Origin of the sequence: Streptomyces sp. NPDC050759, from assembly GCF_044456945.1 — a bacterium.
GTDB lineage: Bacteria > Actinomycetota > Actinomycetes > Streptomycetales > Streptomycetaceae > Streptomyces.
Genome location: NZ_JBITGI010000008.1, coordinates 318476 through 334834, shown reverse-complemented (window position 1 = coordinate 334834; position 16359 = coordinate 318476). Strand labels below are relative to the sequence as shown.

Sequence of the window (16359 nt, the reverse complement as noted above, 5' to 3'; positions counted from 1 at the left end):
CCCGGGAATTCATTCCCGGGGAAGCAACGGTCCCAGCGGCCCGAGGTCCAGGTTCAGGTCCTCGGGCCGCAGTCCGTACCGCTCGCGCAGTTCGGTCATGCGGTCGTCGAGGAGCATCAGGGTGAGCCCGATCCGCTCCTCCTGCTCCTCGCTCAGGTCGCCCACGTCGAACCGGCGCAGCGCCTGACGCTCCATGAGCTGCCGCAGCAACTCCACGACGGTCAGCACGAGCTTGACCAGGTCACGTTCAACCGTGTCAGGCTCCAGGTCCAGCCGGTTGCGTCGGGTCGTCACAGCAACTCCTCCCACGGTGAGGGGACTTGAGCGTTGACCGAGCTGATCAGCGCGTTCAGGTCGATGCGGACGAGGTCGACGTCCGCGATGCGCAGGGTGATGTCCCCCGTGATGACGACCCCACCGGCCAGCAGCCGGTCGAGCAGGTCGACGAGGGCCACCTCACGGCGTTCGATGACGGTCACGGCTGCTGTTCCTCCCCCGCGAAGGAATAGGCCGCCCAGGGCCCTGTGAGTTCCACCCGCATTCCCGGGACGTCGTCCTTGGTCCGGTCGACCATTTCCACGAATTCCTCGGACTCGCCGCGCGGCACAAGATAGGCGGCATTCAGAACATTCTGTCCTGAGGCCCCGGAAAGCGTGGGGTTCTGCGGGGCGTGCAGCCGCGCGTCCTCGGCGTAGGCGGAAAGCTTTTCGTGCAGCCGGGTCGCGAAGGCCTCCGCCTGCTGCCACCTGTCCTCGTGCGAACGCACCCGCTGGCGCCGCTGCCGTAGATAGTCCCGGCCCGAGACCGGCTTGGCCGGCGTCTCGGTGGCCTCCGCACGGGCCGGGGGCTCCGTCTCGACGTACACCTTGACGCCCCACTCCACCCGGCCCTGAAGCCGGTCGAGGGTGCGCCGGAAGCCTTCCTCGCGTTCCTCGATCATCACCCGGACGCCGCTGTCGTCACGGAAGACGGTGCCGAGCCGGAGCGGCAGCGGGGTGGTGACGACGGTGAGCGCGTCGATCACGCTCTGGTGCGCGCGCACGGTCCCGGTCAGCCACTCCAGGTCCTCCAGATGCCTGCGGAGCGGCTCCTCGGCGAAGTCCCGCTCCGGTACATGGCTGACCACGGCCACCAGGCCGTGGTGGTGCAGCAGTCTGGGCGGGTCACCGGCCACCCCGGCCAGCTGGGCCTGCAACGGGGTGCCGAAGGGGCGGCAGACGGCGTACACGTACCGCAGTCCGGTCATGAACTCTCCTCCTCGGCACGGCGGCGGCTGGGCTCCAGCTCTTCCAGGCGCGCGAGCCGCTCACGCAACTCGCTGTTCTCCCGGGCGAGTTCGTCACGGCGGGCGCGGGAGGACAACGCCGGGTCGTCCTCCCACCAGTCGATACCCATCTCCTTGGCCTTGTCGACCGAGGCGACGATGAGCCGCAGTTTGATGGTGAGCAGCTCGATGTCGAGAAGGTTGATGCGGATGTCTCCCGCGATGACGATGCCTTTGTCCAGCACACGCTCCAGGATGTCGGCCAGGTTGGCGCCGCTCCCCTGGCCGTAGGGATCCGGGAGCCGGCTGGGCATGCTCATCGTCGGCTCCCGCCCTCGGCGTACTCGTATTCCTCTTCCTCTTCTTCCTCGGGCACGTCTTCCTCGTCCGCGGGTGCCTCGGCCTCGGGCTCCTCTTCGGGCTCCTCCTCGGCCTCCTCGTCGTACTCTTCGTACTCGTCCTCGGGCTCGCCCTCGTCCTCGGTCTCGTCCTCGGCGTACGGGCCTTCCTGCTCTTCCTCTTCTTCCTCGGTGCCTTCGGCCTCCTCCTCTTCCGCCACCGCGTCCTCGTGGCTCTTGATGACCTCGCCGTCCTCGATCTCGCCGCGCCAGCCGTCCTCCGCCTCTCCCTTGAGGGTGATGAAGCGGGCGAAGTGCTTGAGGTCCAGCCGGGCCCGGCGGCCCTGGGCGCGCCAGATGTTGCCGGTCTTCTCGAACAGGCCCTTGGGGTAGTACTCGATCACCAGCAGGACGCGGGTGAGGTTGTCGGCGAGCTTGTGGAAGGAGACGACGCCCTTGGTCGTGCCCTTGGCGCCCTCCGACGTCCAGTGGATCCGGTCGTCGGGGATCTGGTCGGTGGTGGTGGCCTTCCAGCTGCGGTTGGACCAGAAGATCTTCATCTGCCAGTCGGTGTGGGTGTCGTCGGCGCGGTTCGCACTCTTGACGCCCTTCGCGAAGGTGGAGAAGTCCTGGTACTGGGTCCACTGGTCGTAGGCGGTGCGCAGCGGCACCCCCACGTCGATGTACTCGATGATCACCGTCGGCTTCTGGCCCGCGCCGCCCTTGCGCTTGCCCTTGCCGCCGCCGAGGTTCTTCAGCGCGCCGACCACGTTGTCCTTCGCGCTCGTGGCCCCGGCCTCCAGCGCGGAACGCAGCGGTCCCTTGCCCTGGGCGATCTTGCGGCCGCCGTCGAGGGCGAGCTTGGCGAAGCCGGGGCTGTTGCCCTCGGCGATGTCGTTCAGCTTGCCGGTGGTCTCACCCAGCTTGCGGCCGACGCCCACCAGCATGCGCTGGGCCTGCGCGGAGACGTACTCCTGCAGCTCGGCCTTGAGCCGGTCGGCGGCCTCGCTGTGGGCCACGTCGGTGAGCGGGTTGTTCTTCGCCTTGTCGGTCGCGTTGCCGGCGGATCCGAGCGTCTCGGTCATCACTCACCGCCTCCCTTCGGCAGCCGGGACCGGGCGCCTCGGCCGGCCCCACTGGCCGCGGTCGCCTTCTTGGCGGCCGTCTTCTTCGCCGTGGTCTTCTTGGCCGCGGTCTTCTTGCCTGCCGTACGGCCCTGGCTCTGTGCCGTCTTCTTCGCGGGCGGCTTCCGGTCCGACGCCTTCTTCGCGGCCGTCTTCTTGGCGGTCGCCTTCTTGGCGGCCTTCTTCGCCGCGGCCGGAGCCTGGTCCTGCTCGTCCCCGGCCTCGTCGGCCTCGTCGGCCTCGTCGTCCGAGCGCTCCTCCGAGGGCTCCTCGTCGGCCTCGGCCTCCGTGTCTCCAGTCTCCTCCTCGCGGGGCTCCTCGTCGCCCTCGGTCTCCTCGTCCTCGGAGAAGCCCGGTACCTGAGGCGCCACGCCCGAGAGCTGGTCGCGGACCTGGGCGGTACGGCCGTGCAGCCGGTCGGCGATCGCGTCGATCTGCCGCTCCACCATGGCACCCGAGGCCGCCTTGCCGACGCCTCGCAGGTCCTCGCGGAGCGTGTCCCCTATCTCCTTGAACTGCGGGTTCTTCAGCAGTTGCTGGGAGACCAGGTCAGCCACGGCGCGCGGGCTGAGGTGCATCCGCTTGCCGGCCACGAGCGAGCCGACGGCGAACGCGAATTTCAGTTTCTTCGTACGTCCGAGGACGTATCCGGCCCCTATCGCGAGGCCCATTCCCACTCGGTTCATCGTGTCGTCCCGTCGCCAGTCCCCGCGCCGCCGCGCAGGCCGATCTCCAGTCGCTCGAGGAGCTCGTCCTCCTGTCGGTCGAATTCCTCCTCGTCGATCTCGCCCGCCTCGAGCCGCTCCTCGAGTTGGGCGAGTTCGGCCCGGACCGTGGCCGGGTCGTAGTAGAGGCGCTCCGCTTCGTGCAGCACCTGTCTGATCACCCAGGCGCTGCCGCGTACCGGGGCGAACGGCAGCAGCAGCACCTCTCCGATGAGACCCACGGCCGCCTCACTCCTCCGCGTGGTCGACGCCGGCCGTGGTGCCCGCGGGTTCGGCCGGGCCCGGGTCGACGAAGCTGTACGGCGGCAGCGGGCCGTTGACCCGCAGGTCGAGGTGCGGATGGCTCTTGCGCAGCTGGTCCACCGCGTCCAGGAAGGACGCGGCCGAGTCGCGCTCCACGAGGAACGAGACGTTGGCGAGCCAGCCGGAGGACTCGGGGCCCACGCTGATCGCGTCGGCGACCGGTTCCAGGGCGCGCTGCACCTCGCCGGCGTCCTCCGCCTCACGGGCCTTGACCGCGGCCACGACCATCTCGCCGAGCCTGAGACGCTCCTCGTAACTGCCGCCGCCCGCCTTCCGGTTGGCCTCGGTCACGGCGCGGATCTCCGGGTTGTCGGACATCACGCGGTGCAGTACGGCCTCTTCGTCGTGCGTGGCCTTGACGTTGTACTCGACCTTGCCGTCGAGGGTCCGCAGGCGCTCCTTGTAGTGCTCCTGGCGTTCCGCGAGCACCCCGGTGACGGTGTCGTCGTCGGGGGCCACGCTGCCGAACCGCATGGGCAGGATGCAGCCGTCCGCGCCCGCCTCGCTCAGGACGTTCTGGTGGGCGAGGAGGTCACGGCGCTTGGGCCGCAACCCTTCGGGGGCGTCACTGACGATGGCCGCCAGATCGCCCTCCTTCAGCACCCGCACCGGAAGCGCGGGGTCGCCGACCCCTACCAGGTCCTCGGGCAGCGTGGGGTGGGAAGCGGCAGTGATGCCGTACACGTACGTGCTCACTCCTCTTCCTCCTTCCGGCGCGAGGACGTCGCCTTGCGGGCGCGCGGCCTGGATTCCGGCTGGCCCTCCTCACGGGCCTGCTTGAAAGCACCGGAGATGGTCTCGGCGGCACCGGAGAGCGCTCCCTTGGACTTGCCGCGGGCGCCGGACTCGGTCATCTCGCCGACCAGGTCGGGCAGACCGGGGTCCTTGCGCGGCCCGGCCTCCAGGTCCAGCCGGTTGCACGCTTCGGCGAAGCGCAGATAGGTGTCGACGCTGGCCACGACGACCCGGACGTCGATCTTCAGGATTTCGATGCCGACAAGGGAGACCCGTACGAACGCGTCGATGACGAGACCCCTGTCGAGGACCAGTTCCAGAACGTCGTAGAGGCCGCTGGAGCCGCCTCCGCCACCGCCCTGTTGTGCCGGGACAACGGTCATGCCGACCGCGCCTCCTCTTCTGTGTGCTGGTGAACGGATGTCTGTGTGGTTGGGCGGCCTAACGGCCGCCCTGCCTGTGTGCGTCCGCGCGCCCGCGTTCGTAACGGCGAACGCGCCGATAGCCGGTGAGCTGTCCTTCCGGGTCGAGATCGACCTGGTAGCTCGCCATCAGGCTCATCGTGTCGGGCACGCGGGACAGCTCCAGGACCTCGATCTCGAGCGACCATCCATCCTCCGTCTGTTCGAAGGACGACACGTTCTCGGCGGCCATGCCGGTCAGCTCGGCCAGCTGGGTGCGCGCGTTGCGCAGCACCTCCATGGGGCTCGGCCGCCGGTTTTCCGCCACGCTCTCTTCGGTGTCCTTTTCTGCCCCTTCGCGGGCATTTCGTGAATTCTGTGATTCCGATGAGTTTTTTGTGTTCGTCATGGCCACCTCTCACCTCGGGTGGCCGCTCGTTCCTTCGCCAAACCTTCAAGCGGGCATCAACGCGTTCAGCCTGCGCCGGGCGGGACCGAGGGCGCGTCCCTTGGCCATGACCCCGGCCCAGGGATTGCCGCGGGCCTGTTCGACCGCGTCGGCGATGGTCCAGCGGCGGGCGTCCAGGTCCGGGTCGTCCAGCTGGTCCCAGGCCATCGGGGTGGCCACGGGAGCGCCGGGTTTCGCGCGTACGGTGAAGGGGGCGACGGCGGTCTGCGCGTAGGCGTTGCGCTGTACGTCGAGGTAGAGGCGGTCGCCGCGGTCCTTCTTGCGGGCGGCGGTGGTGAGCCGGTCCGGGTGGTCGGCGACCAGGGTGTCGGCGACGTCCTTGGCGAACGTCCGTACCTCGTCGAAGTCGTGCCGGCCGTTGAGGGGCACGATCACATGCAGTCCGCGCGAGCCGGTGGTCATCAGCGCCGAGGGCAGCTTCAGCTCGTCGAGCAGTTCCCCGAGCAGCCGGGCCGCCTCATGGACCGCGGCGAAGTCGTCGTCCCCGGCCGGGTCGAGGTCGAAGACCATCCGGTCGGGCCGCTCGACGCTGCCGACCCGGGACAGCCAGCGGTGCAGGGTGAGGGAGGCCTGGTCGGCGAGGTACAGGAGGGTGGCGGTGTCGTCACAGACGGTGTGGCAGACGGTGCCGCCCTCCTTCTCCACCTCGACGCGGCCGATCCACTCCGGGTAGGAGTCCGGGGTGTTCTTCTGCATGAACCGCGGGCCGGTGACACCGTCCGGATGCCGTTCCAGCATCAGGGGACGGCCCCGCAGGTGCGGCAGCATGAAGGGCGCGACGGACCGGTAGTAGTCGACGAGATCGCCCTTGGTGTACTCCTTGGCGCCGTCGCCGCCGGGGAAGAGGACCTTGTCCGGCCGGTGCACCTCGACGGTGTGCTTCCCCGCCCGTACGGTCCGTACGTCGTTCCCGGTCACGGCACGATCGCCTGTTCCACCAGCAGCCGTCCGGCGGCCGCGATCGACTCGGCGTCGATGCCCGCGGCGTGCAGCTGCTCCTCGGGCGACGCCGAGCCCGGCATCGTACGGACGGCCAGGCGCACCAGGCGCGGTACCGGCCGGCCGTCGGCGAAGGCGTCGAGGACGGCGTCGCCGATGCCGCCCTCCTCGCGGTGGTCCTCCACGGTCAGCAGGCAGCCGGTGTCCTCGGCGGCCTGCCGCAGGGTGGCGCGGTCGACGGGCTTGACCGAGTACAGGTCGACGACGCGGACGCGGATGCCCTCCTGGTCCAGCGCCTCGGCGGCCTTCAGTGCCTCGTGCACGGTGACGCCCGCGGCGACGACCGTCAGCCGGTCGCTCTCGGAGGAGCGCAGCACTTTGCTGCCGCCGATCGGGAACTCCTCCTCGGGGCCGTAGATCACCGGGCTCTCGCCGCGGCCCGTGCGCAGATAGCGGATGCCGTCCAGGCCCGCCATCTCGGCGACCAGGTGGGCGGTCTGGTTGGCGTCGCACGGGTACAGCACGGTCGAGCCGTGGATCGCCCGCATCATCGCCAGGTCCTCCAGGCCCATCTGGCTGGGCCCGTCCTGCCCGATGGCGACGCCCGCGTGCGAGCCGACCAGGTTGATGCCGGCCCCGCTGATGGAGGCCATGCGCACGAAATCGTAGGCGCGCGTGAGGAAGGCCGCGAAGGTGGCGGCGTACGGTACCCAGCCGCGCGCGGCGAGTCCCACGGCGGCCGCGACCATCTGCTGCTCGGCGATGTAGCACTCGAAGTAGCGGTCGGGGTGTTCCTTGGCGAAGAACTCGGAGCGGGTGGAGTCACCGACCTCGCCGTCGAGGGCGACGACGTCACCGCGTCCGGTGCCGAGGGCGGTGAGGGCCTGCCCGTAGGCGTTGCGGGTCGCCACTTCCTCACCGGTGTCCCAGCGGGGCAGTTCCAGGTGCCCGGAGCGGACCGCGTGCAGCATGCGGGCGGCCGGCGGCTCGTGCACCTGGACCCGGAGGTCGCGTACGCCGCCGAGTTCCTCGATGGCGTCGTCGGCGTTCTTCAGCGGCTTCCCGTGCAGTCCCTCGCGGTCCTCGACGTCGGCGACCCCCTTGCCCTTGAGGGTGCGGGCGAGGATGGCGGTGGGCTGGCCCTTGGTGGACTCGGCCTCGCCGTACGCGCGGTCGATGGCGTCCACGTCGTGCCCGTCGATCTCGACGGTGTGCCAGCCGAAGGCCTGGAAGCGGCGGGCGTAGGCGTCGAGGTCGTGGCCGTGCCGGGTGGGGCCGCGCTGGCCGAGCCGGTTGACGTCGACGATCGCCGTGAGGTTGTCGAGGTGCTCGTGACCGGCGTGTTCGGCGGCCTCCCACACCGAGCCCTCGGCCATCTCGCTGTCCCCGCACAGCACCCACACGCGGTAGCCGGTGCGGTCAAGCCGCTTCCCTGCCAGCGCGATGCCGACGCCCACGGGGAGCCCCTGGCCGAGCGAACCGGTGGCCGTCTCGACCCACTTGAGCTTGCGCGGGGTGGGGTGTCCTTCGAGCCGGCTGCCGAGCTTGCGGAAGGTCAGCAGCTCCTCGTCGTCGACGGCGCCGGCCGCCTTGTACGCGGAGTACAGCAGCGGCGAGGCGTGGCCCTTGGACAGCACGAAGCGGTCGTTGCCGGGGTGTTCGGGGCGGTCGAAGTCGTAGCGGAAGTGGTTCGCGAGGAGTACGGCCATCAGGTCCGCGGCGGACATCGAGGAGGTCGGGTGCCCGGAGCCCGCGGCAGCCGCGGAGCGCACGCTGTCCACACGCAACTGCTGGCCGAGTTCGACGAGTTCACCGGTGTTCATGAGTCTCCTTCTGCGGGGTCCGCGTCGGTACGCTTGACGGGGCCGGGGGCTTGAGCCGGCTCACCGTCGGGTTGGGTCTTGGCGGGTTCGGGGCCGGGTTGGCTCTTGGCGGGTTCGGGGGCGGGTTGGCTCTTCGCCGGTTCACCGCCGGGCTGGTTCTTGGCGGGTTCGCGGCCCGGTTGGTTCTCGGCCGGTTGGGAAACCGGCTGCTTCTTCGCCGGTTCACCCCCGGACCGGCTCTTGGCAGGCTCGGGCGCCTGCGGTTCAGCCGCCCGCCGCCCAGGCGCCTCCTGCCCAGCCGCGTCCCGCCCAAGCAACTCCTGGCCGGCCGCCCGCCGCCCAGGCGGCTCCTGCTCGGCCGTCTCCCGCGCCTTCGCCTCCGCGATGACCGCCTCGCCCGCGCTCGCCATCACAGCCGGCTCCCGCGCAATGGCCTGTTCGGCCACGGTCTCGGCCTGCGCGGTCGCGGGCTTCCCCGACTCTCCCAGCTCGACCTGCTCCCCCTGTCCGGACGCAGGCTCCACCAGCTCGGCCCGCCCGGCCGCAGATTCGCCCGGCTGCCCGGGCGCAGTCCGGCCCGACTCGCCCCGCCCCACCGCAGGCTCCCCCGACTCGCCCTGCCCGGTCGGTCGCCCGCCCGGCCTCGTCTCCTGCTCCGTCGCGGCCCCGGGCCCCGAGCGGGCGTCGGCCTCCTGGCGGGCCTGCGGTCGTCCCGGGACCCGGGCCAGCTCCGGTGAGGCCGTGTCCAGGGGTACCGACCAGGACCGTACGAGGCCCAACTGGACGGCTTGGCGCGGGAGTACGGCGTCCAGCAGCCAGTCGGCGGCGACCCGGACGCGGTTGCCCGGCATCGCGGCGAGGTGGTAACCGCGGGTGACCGCACCGGCCGCGAGGCCTGACAGCGGGACGCCCAGCGGATTCGCGGCGGCCTTCACTCCGCCGAGGTCCACGACGAAGCCGAGGTCCCGGTGGTCGTAGGGGCGGCGCACACCGGCCCCCAGGGAGGCGGCGACGTTGAGGGCCGCCGTACGCCCCTGCCGCCAGGCGTGCTGTGCCGTCATCGGCGTGAACTGCCCCGGATTCTCCAGATCGGGCACCGCCGCCGCGTCACCGCACGCGAACACCTCGGGCCGCCCCGGTACTTGCAGGTTCGGGTCGACCAGCAGCCGGCCGCGCTCCATGGGCAGCCCGAGCGATTCGGCGAGCGGATCGGGCCGTACGCCCACGCACCACACCAGCGACCGTGTCTCGACGAACTCGCCGTCGGTCAGCAGCACTCCGTCCGGCGTGGCCTCCTTCACGGAGGTGCCCATCCGCACCTCCACACCCCGTTCCCTGAGCGTGCGGTCGGCGGTGCGGGACAGATGCTCGTCGAGCTCGGGCAGGACCCGCTCCGCGATGTCCAGGAGGAGCCAGCGCGGCCGCATGCCCTTCCGCAACGGATGCCTGCGGACCTGCGCGTCGGTGAACAGCTGGCCGTGCGCGGCGACCTCGGTGCCCGTGTAGCCCGCGCCGACCACGACGAAGGTGCACCGCGCGGCGCAGGTCGCGGGGTCGTCGGCGGCCGCGGCGAGTTCCACCTGCCGGGTCACGTGGTCGCGCAGATACAGCGCCTCGGGCAGACCGCGGAAGCCGTGCGCGTGCTCGGCGACCCCGGGGATGGGCAGCAGCTTGTTGACGCTTCCGGCGGCCAGCACCAGCCGGTCGTAGCCGAGCGTGCCGACGCCGCCCTCGGGGTCGGTGTAGTGGACGGTGCGTCCGTCCAGGTCGATGCCGTCGGCCTCGCCGAGCACCAGCCGCACCCGGGGCAGCGTGTCGGAGAGGGAGACGGTCACCCGCCGGGGTTCCAGGATCCCGGCGGCGACCTGGGGCAACAGGGGCAGATACAGGAAGTAGTCGGTCGGGTTGAGCAGGGTGATGTCGGCCTTGCCGCGGGCCTTTCGGGACAGTTCCTTGGCCGTCCGGTACCCGGCGAAGCCGGCACCGACGATCACGATGCGGGGTCGACTCACGGTTCGCCTCCGGGGCTGTCGCGTACCTCGGGAGCCTTCCGCGTCCCCCTGGCCGGAGCACCCAAACGCCGGTTTCCGTACGGGCCGCCGGGTACTCGGACAGGGCCCTCTCATCACGGAACCGCCGGAGGTACCCCCCATGCCCGAATACGGCTATTTCCTGTCGTGCGAGGAGTTCGGTCCGGCCGACCTCGTCGAACAGGCGCGGATGGCGGAGCAGGCGGGCTTCCGCTCGCTGTGGATCTCCGACCACTACCACCCGTGGAACGACGCGCAGGGCCAGAGCCCGTTCGTCTGGTCGGTGATCGGCGCGCTCTCGGAGGCGGTGTCCCTTCCGATCGAGACGGCCGTGACCTGCCCGACCGTGCGGATCCACCCGGCGGTCGTGGCGCAGGCCGCGGCGACCTCGGCCGTGATGACGAACGGCCGCTTCCGCCTCGGCGTCGGCTCCGGGGAGGCCCTCAACGAGCACATCCTCGGCCATGTCTGGCCGCCCGCGCACATCCGGCTCGAGATGCTGGAGGAGTCGATCCAGGTGATGCGGCGCCTCTTCACGGGCGAGGAGGTCAACCACCACGGCCCGCACTACACGGTGGAGAACGCCCGTCTCTACACGGTCCCCGACGAGCCCGTGCCCATCGACATCTCCGGCTTCGGCCCGGCGGCCACCGCGCTCGCGTCCCGGGTCGGCGACGGCTACATCACGATGATGCCCGAGGAGTCGATGGTGGAGCAGTTCCGCAAGGGCGGCGGGGCCGGGAAGCCGGTCATCGGCGGTACGAAGGTCTGCTACGGCGTCGACCGGGACGAGTGCGTCCGTACGGTCCGCAAGCTGTGGTTCAACCAGTTCCTGCCCGGCGAGATGGCCCAGATCCTGCCCTCGCCGAGCCACTTCGAGCAGCTGGAGCCGCTGGTCACCGAGGAGATGGTGCGCGAGAAGGCGGTGTGCGGGGACGACGTGGACGATCACATCAGCGCGCTGAGCGCGTTCGCCGACGCGGGCTTCGACCGCGTCTACGTCAACCAGATCGGCCCCGACCAGCGCGGCTTCTTCGACTTCTACCGTACGAAGGTGCTGCCCCAGCTCCAGCAGGGATGAACGATGAAACTCCTCAGGCCGGTCGTCTCGGTGTACACGGTGCCGACCGACGCCCCCGAGGCCGACGGCACACTGTCCTGGGACACCACGACCATGGTGATCGTCGAGGTGACGACGGGTGACGAGACCGGCACGGGCTGGACCTACGGCCCGGCCGCGGTCGGCGACTTCCTCACCGAGCACCTCGCCCCGCTGGTCGAGGGCCGCAGCGCGCTGGACATCCCGGCGCTGCACGAGGCGATGTGCCGTTCGCTCCGCAACGCGGGCCGCCCCGGCATCGCGGGCTGCGCGGTCTCGGCCCTCGACATCGCCCTGTGGGACCTGAAGGCCCGCCTCCTGGAACTCCCGCTGGCGCGCCTGCTCGGCGTCGCCCGCGAACGCGTTCCCGTCTACGGCAGCGGTGGCTTCACGACGTACCACGACACGCATCTGGCCGCGCAACTCAACGGCTGGGTGCACGGTCAGGGCATTCCCCGCGTCAAGGTGAAGATCGGCGAGAGCTGGGGGCGCGCGGTCCCCCGCGATCTGTCCCGGGTCCGGACGGCCCGCGAAGTCATCGGCGCGGACGCCGAGTTGTACGTCGACGCGAACGGCGCGTACACCCGCAAGCAGGCGGTCCGGGTGGGCAACGCCCTGGTGGAGCACGGCGTCGGCTGGTTCGAGGAGCCGGTGTCCTCGGACGACCTGACCGGTCTGCGCCTGGTCCGCGACGCACTGGTCTGCGATGTCACGGCCGGCGAGTACGGCTACGACCTCCCGTACTTCGCCCGCATGATCGCGGCGGGCGCGGTGGACTGTCTCCAGGTGGACGTGACCCGCTGCGGCGGCATCACGGAGTTCCTGCGCGCGGCGGCCCTGGCCCAGTCCCATGGCCTGGAGATCTCCACCCACTGCGCTCCGCACGCGCACGCCGCGGCGGCCGCCGCGATCCCCAACATCCGGCACATGGAGTGGTTCCACGACCACGTCCGCATCGAGGACATGTTCTTCGACGGGGCACTGGACCCGACGGGCGGCACGGTCCGCCCGGTGGCGGGAGTGGGACACGGCCTCACGCTGCGCACGGAGGAGGTGGAGGAGTACCGGGTGGCCTGACACACCTCCCGCTAATCCGCTAATCCGCTAATCCCGCTAGGGAATCAGCTCCGACGCCGCAGCCCTGCGGTCACCGCGGCGCCCAGCCCACCGGCCGCGGCGGCCACCAGCATGCGTCCCCGGTTCCGGGACAGCCAGTCCTGCGGGCTGGAGGACACGGCCTCCTCGTCGAACCGCCCGTGCGCCCCGAAGTCCCGCCCGTGCGGCCCGTCCGCGGGCACCCACAGGTTCCCGGGACCGCCGTGCTCCCCCTCCTCCTGCTGTGCCTCTACGTTGGTGCGGGCGAGGTACCGGTCCAGAAACCCCGGCGCGACCGCGTTGGCGATGAGCGTGGCCACCGTGGACCCGCCGACCCAGTACTCCCGCCGCCGCGCGTGGAAGGCCGCGTGCACGATCGCGCGAGCGGCGACCTCCGGCTGGTACACCGGAGCCACCGGACGCGCCCGGCCCGGCATCCGGTTCAACACCCAGTCGAACTGGGGGGTGTTGACGCCCGGCAGCTGCACCATCGTCGTACGGACACCGCTGCCCGCGTGGAGCAGCTCGCACCGCAGGGACTCGTTGAAGCCCTGGATGGCGTGCTTGGCCCCGCAGTACGCCGACTGCAGCGGAATGCCCCGGTAGGCCAGCGCGGAGCCCACCTGCACGATGCTCCCGCGGTCCCGTGGCAGCATGTGGTGGAGGGCGGCCCGGGTGCCGAACACATAGCCCAGGTACGTCACTTCGGTCACCCGCCGGAACTCGTCCGGCGTGATCTCCGTGAACCGCGCGAAGACCCCGGAGAAGGCGTTGTTGACCCAGACGTCGATGTGCCCGAAGGCGTCCACGACCTTCTGGGCCGCGTCGTCGACGGCCTTGGAGTCGGCCATGTCGACGCTCACGACGAGCGCCTCACCGCCCGCCTGCTGCACGTCGTCGGCGGCGGCCGCGAGGCCCTCGCGGCCCCGCGCCAACAGGGCGACCCGGGCCCCGCGTTCGGCGAAGGCCCGGGCCGTGGCCCGTCCCACGCCGCCGCTGGCCCCGGTCACCACGACGACCTTGCCGTGCTTCACGCCCGTTGCTTCCCTGCGTCTGTCCCCACGCGTCACGCCCGGTGGTGCGGCTGCTCAGGGTCGACGTCGTCCTGCCGCGGCGCCGCGCCGGGTTCCGGTGTGCCGACCGCCCCGGGGGCGACCGGCGGCACGGGCGGATACGGCGTCCCGAGCCCGCTCGGCGGTGCGGCCACCGGTGCCGCTGCGCCGGCGACCCTGTCCTGTCCGGCCACCGTCTCCGCCTGCCCGGCCGTGGGCCGGGACGCGGCGGGCCTGGCGGCACCGCGCAGCACATAGGCCACCGCCCCCAGGATCGCGGCGGTGATCAGCGCGGCGGCCCAGTCGGGCAGCCCGAGAGCGAGGGCGAGGCCCACGGCCAGTGCCAGGGCGGCTCCCGCGTACAGCGCGACGGCACCGGACGCGGCGTACAGCATGGCCGTACGGCGCTGCTTGCGCGTCTGCTCGCGCAGCTCGTCCCGTACGGTCTCGCGCGCCACCTGCGCCAGCTCGTCGACCAGATGCTTGTCCAGATGCTCCAGGTGATCCAAGCGCTCCATGGCCGCCGGGTACCCGCACAGGCGTGCCCATAACGCCGGGGTCGCCTGTGCGGTGCGGGCGGTCGGGTCGGGAGGATCGCGTGAAACGATCTCCGCGGCCCGGCCGCCGCAATTAGGCTCGTCCGCATGGACATTCTGGGAACCACGCTGCGTGTCTGTGTCGATGACCTGGAGGCCGCGGTCGTCTTCTACGAACGGCTGGCGGGCGCCAAGGCTCTCCGTTTCGAGCGCGGCGGCGTCCAGGTGGCCGCGGTGGGCTGCTTCCTGCTGATGAGCGGACCCGAGGCCGAGCTGGAGGTGCTGCGCAAGGTCGCGGCGACCATCGCGGTGAAGGACGTCGACGAGGCCAACCGGCTGCTCAGCGAGCTGGGCGCCCGCGTCATCGCCGGCCCTGTGCCGACTCCGGTGGGCCGCAACCTGATCGCGATGCATCCGGACGGCGTGGTGTACGAGTACGTGGACCGCAACGTCGGCTAGAGGACCGACGTGCCTACGTCTGCGGCCGCATGCGGAAGTCGTAGTGCGGCGGAAGCGGTTCTTCGGGGGAGCTGACGCGGCTCCACAGTTCGCTGATCGCCTCGGCGCCCTCCCGCAGATCGGCGACCTCGAAGCCCTCGTCGAAGACGGCGCGCGCCGCCTCGGGCCGCCCCTCGGCGAGGAGCAGTTCGGCCTCGATCAGCCGGAACCGGCCGCGCGCCCGGATCCCCGGGTGCAGCCGCTCCCACACGGAACGCGCCTCGGCCGTGCGCCCTGCCGCGAGGAGCGCCTCGATCGCCTCGCGGCCCAGCGCGGCGGTGGCCGCCGTCCACGACTCGCCGTCGTCGCGCCGCTCGTGGCACAGGTCGTCGAAGGCGTCGGCGTACCGGTCGGCGGCCCGCTCCCGGTTGCCGGTCTCCTGGTCGGCGACGGCGAGACAGCGCAGCAACGGCCAGACGGAGGGGGCGAGTTCCAGCCCCCGCTCCCAGCTGCGCACCGCCTGTGCCCGGTCACCGGCGTGCCACTGGGCCACTCCCAGGTGGTACTCGGTGAGCGGGGTGGCGGGCGCGGTCTCCAGCATGTCCCGCCAGTGCTGCGCGACCAGTGTCCCGCCGGGCGGCCGCACCCGGCGCGGTTCGGGGAAGGACCCGGCCCGCAGCAGCTCCAGCCAGGGCGCCGGGGCCTCGCCGAGGGTGCTCTCCTCGAAGGGCGTGCCGGGCAACTTCCAGTCGGCGCGCAGCACTTCGAGGGCGCCCCAGCCCGAACCGACGGCGAGGACCTCGCCGGGTTCGGTGTCGGCGTACGGCTTCCAGGCGGCGTAGGCCTCGTCGACGGCGGCACGCGGCAGTACGGCCTCCAGGCGCGCCTCCGCCGCGGCCGGCTTCGGCGGCGCGCTGAGCGGCCCATAGGCCTCCAGCCACGCCACCTCGCTCACCGCGTCCAGCCGTACGTGCTCCAGCTGGGTGCGGGCGAGCCCGGCCTGGATCTCGCAGTACCCGCCGGTGCCGGGCTCGGTGAGCCACTCCTGCCAGCGCCGGCCGCCGCTGCCGGTGCCCCACACGAACAGCTTGCGGCCCCGCAGCACGTCGGTGGACGTCTGCACGAGGCCGTGCCCCTCGGAGTCGAGGGCGGCGATCCAGCGGCGCTGACCGTCGGGCAGGTCGTAGAAGTAGTCGGCGGCGTACGGGCTGCTCAGCGGGTCCGGCGGGACGGGCACCCGGCTCAGGTGCCGCTCGTGTCCGAAGTGCCAGGCCTCCTCGGCCGGGGCGAGCACCCTGCGCTCCTCGGGCACGGCGATGTTCGACCACCAGTAGCCCGGCACCGGCCGCTCGTGCGGATTGCGGATCCGCACCCCGACGTACAGGAAGTCCGATTCTTCCGGCAGCCACAGGTCCACCTGGAAGGGCAGGTCGCGCAGCCGTTCCCACTCCCACAGGCGGAGCATCTCCCCGCCGTCGGGGGCGGGCACGCGGGCGGCGTGCAGGGGGGCGCAGGAGAGGGTGGTGTGACCGGTGGCGCCGATGTTCCACTCGATACCGCCGGAGAACCAGGCGCCGTTCAGAGCGAAGTTCGCGGGCTGGAAGACCGGGTTGCGGTAAAGGAGTTCACTCCCGGTCGGCTTGTGGAGGAGGGAGGCGACCCGGCCGCCGTGACCGGGGAGGACCGTGGCCCTGAGCCGGTCGTTCTCGATCACGATCGTCTCGAACTCGCGGGGCGCGCGCTCTCTGCCGTAGCCGTCCCGGACGCGGACGGGCAGCAGGCTGTTCAGCGGCCCGTAACCGGCCTGCCGGGCCATGTCGCGGGGCAGGTCGTCCCGGTCCCGTACGTCGATGCGATGCACCTCGTGGAGGAGCCGCAGCGGCGGCAGCGGGTTGTCCGGGCCCAGCGGTGCGGCGGGCAGGGTGAGCACGTCTCGCCGGATCGTCGTCACGATCACCATGGAAACCGCTCGGCGGTGAGTCGGCCAG

Annotated in this window: 19 protein-coding genes; 3 read left to right on the top strand and 16 right to left on the bottom strand. The window is 71.4% G+C overall.

Features of this window, described 5'->3' with window-relative positions; all coding sequences use genetic code 11:
* Window positions 1–9 precede the first annotated feature (9 nt).
* From ACIBJB_RS24980 to ACIBJB_RS24920, 13 genes are read right to left on the bottom strand one after another with little or no spacing between them, the layout of a single operon-like run.
* Window positions 10–294, bottom strand: a complete 285-nt coding sequence (locus ACIBJB_RS24980; protein ID WP_311715835.1) for a gas vesicle protein K — start codon at window positions 292–294, stop codon at window positions 10–12.
* Window positions 291–479: a gas vesicle protein gene (locus ACIBJB_RS24975; protein ID WP_007385868.1), complete on the bottom strand. Its 189-nt coding sequence runs from the start codon at window positions 477–479 to the stop codon at window positions 291–293. Before ACIBJB_RS24975 ends, ACIBJB_RS24980 begins: the two co-directional genes overlap by 4 nt.
* Window positions 476–1246: a GvpL/GvpF family gas vesicle protein gene (locus ACIBJB_RS24970; protein WP_398933326.1), complete on the bottom strand. Its 771-nt coding sequence runs from the start codon at window positions 1244–1246 to the stop codon at window positions 476–478. Before ACIBJB_RS24970 ends, ACIBJB_RS24975 begins: the two co-directional genes overlap by 4 nt.
* Window positions 1243–1584, bottom strand: coding sequence for a gas vesicle protein (locus ACIBJB_RS24965; RefSeq protein WP_398933325.1), 342 nt, complete (start codon window positions 1582–1584; stop codon window positions 1243–1245). The genes ACIBJB_RS24970 and ACIBJB_RS24965 overlap by 4 nt, the downstream gene beginning before the upstream one ends.
* Complete coding sequence (locus ACIBJB_RS24960; protein ID WP_398933324.1) at window positions 1581–2687, bottom strand: SRPBCC family protein; 1107 nt, start codon at window positions 2685–2687, stop codon at window positions 1581–1583. Before ACIBJB_RS24960 ends, ACIBJB_RS24965 begins: the two co-directional genes overlap by 4 nt.
* On the bottom strand, window positions 2687–3412 hold the full coding sequence (locus ACIBJB_RS24955) for a DNA primase (RefSeq protein ID WP_398933323.1): 726 nt from the start codon (window positions 3410–3412) through the stop codon (window positions 2687–2689). The genes ACIBJB_RS24960 and ACIBJB_RS24955 overlap by 1 nt, the downstream gene beginning before the upstream one ends.
* Window positions 3409–3672, bottom strand: a complete 264-nt coding sequence (locus tag ACIBJB_RS24950; protein WP_398933322.1) for a gas vesicle protein GvpG — start codon at window positions 3670–3672, stop codon at window positions 3409–3411. Before ACIBJB_RS24950 ends, ACIBJB_RS24955 begins: the two co-directional genes overlap by 4 nt.
* A gap of 7 nt (window positions 3673–3679) precedes the next feature.
* Complete coding sequence (locus ACIBJB_RS24945; RefSeq protein WP_398933321.1) at window positions 3680–4450, bottom strand: GvpL/GvpF family gas vesicle protein; 771 nt, start codon at window positions 4448–4450, stop codon at window positions 3680–3682.
* The gene (locus ACIBJB_RS24940; protein ID WP_398933320.1) at window positions 4447–4872 is read right to left on the bottom strand and encodes a gas vesicle structural protein GvpA; all 426 of its coding nucleotides are present in this window, start codon (window positions 4870–4872) and stop codon (window positions 4447–4449) included. Before ACIBJB_RS24940 ends, ACIBJB_RS24945 begins: the two co-directional genes overlap by 4 nt.
* 58 nt (window positions 4873–4930) lie before the next feature.
* The gene (locus tag ACIBJB_RS24935; protein ID WP_398933319.1) at window positions 4931–5299 is read right to left on the bottom strand and encodes a gas vesicle protein; all 369 of its coding nucleotides are present in this window, start codon (window positions 5297–5299) and stop codon (window positions 4931–4933) included.
* A 45-nt stretch (window positions 5300–5344) separates the two neighbouring features.
* The gene (gene ligD / locus ACIBJB_RS24930) at window positions 5345–6277 is read right to left on the bottom strand and encodes a non-homologous end-joining DNA ligase (protein ID WP_398933318.1); all 933 of its coding nucleotides are present in this window, start codon (window positions 6275–6277) and stop codon (window positions 5345–5347) included.
* Entirely contained in the window at window positions 6274–8121 is a 1848-nt protein-coding gene (locus ACIBJB_RS24925; RefSeq protein WP_398933317.1) for a transketolase, read from the bottom strand. Before ACIBJB_RS24925 ends, ligD begins: the two co-directional genes overlap by 4 nt.
* Window positions 8118–10133, bottom strand: coding sequence for an FAD-dependent oxidoreductase (locus ACIBJB_RS24920; protein WP_398933316.1), 2016 nt, complete (start codon window positions 10131–10133; stop codon window positions 8118–8120). The genes ACIBJB_RS24925 and ACIBJB_RS24920 overlap by 4 nt, the downstream gene beginning before the upstream one ends.
* Window positions 10134–10272: 139 nt before the next feature.
* On the opposite strand from ACIBJB_RS24920, the gene ACIBJB_RS24915 reads away from it, so the two are divergent.
* Together ACIBJB_RS24915 and ACIBJB_RS24910 are read left to right on the top strand one after the other, a co-directional pair.
* Window positions 10273–11232: an LLM class F420-dependent oxidoreductase gene (locus ACIBJB_RS24915; RefSeq protein WP_398933315.1), complete on the top strand. Its 960-nt coding sequence runs from the start codon at window positions 10273–10275 to the stop codon at window positions 11230–11232.
* Between the two features lie 3 nt (window positions 11233–11235).
* A complete protein-coding gene (locus ACIBJB_RS24910; RefSeq protein ID WP_398933314.1) occupies window positions 11236–12327 on the top strand; it encodes an enolase C-terminal domain-like protein in 1092 nt (363 codons plus the stop codon).
* 44 nt (window positions 12328–12371) lie between these two features.
* On the opposite strand, the gene ACIBJB_RS24905 is transcribed toward ACIBJB_RS24910, so the two are convergent.
* Together ACIBJB_RS24905 and ACIBJB_RS24900 are read right to left on the bottom strand one after the other, a co-directional pair.
* Window positions 12372–13379, bottom strand: coding sequence for an SDR family oxidoreductase (locus tag ACIBJB_RS24905; protein WP_398933313.1), 1008 nt, complete (start codon window positions 13377–13379; stop codon window positions 12372–12374).
* Window positions 13380–13411: 32 nt separating this feature from the next.
* On the bottom strand, window positions 13412–13915 hold the full coding sequence (locus ACIBJB_RS24900) for a phage holin family protein (protein ID WP_398933312.1): 504 nt from the start codon (window positions 13913–13915) through the stop codon (window positions 13412–13414).
* A gap of 126 nt (window positions 13916–14041) precedes the next feature.
* Here ACIBJB_RS24900 and ACIBJB_RS24895 point away from each other — a divergent pair, with 126 nt between their 5' ends.
* On the top strand, window positions 14042–14392 hold the full coding sequence (locus tag ACIBJB_RS24895; RefSeq protein ID WP_398933311.1) for a VOC family protein: 351 nt from the start codon (window positions 14042–14044) through the stop codon (window positions 14390–14392).
* A 13-nt stretch (window positions 14393–14405) separates the two neighbouring features.
* On the opposite strand, the gene ACIBJB_RS24890 is transcribed toward ACIBJB_RS24895, so the two are convergent.
* Window positions 14406–16331 (bottom strand): DUF5107 domain-containing protein, encoded by a 1926-nt coding sequence (locus ACIBJB_RS24890; RefSeq protein ID WP_398933310.1) that lies wholly within the window; start codon window positions 16329–16331, stop codon window positions 14406–14408.
* Window positions 16332–16359 lie beyond the last annotated feature (28 nt).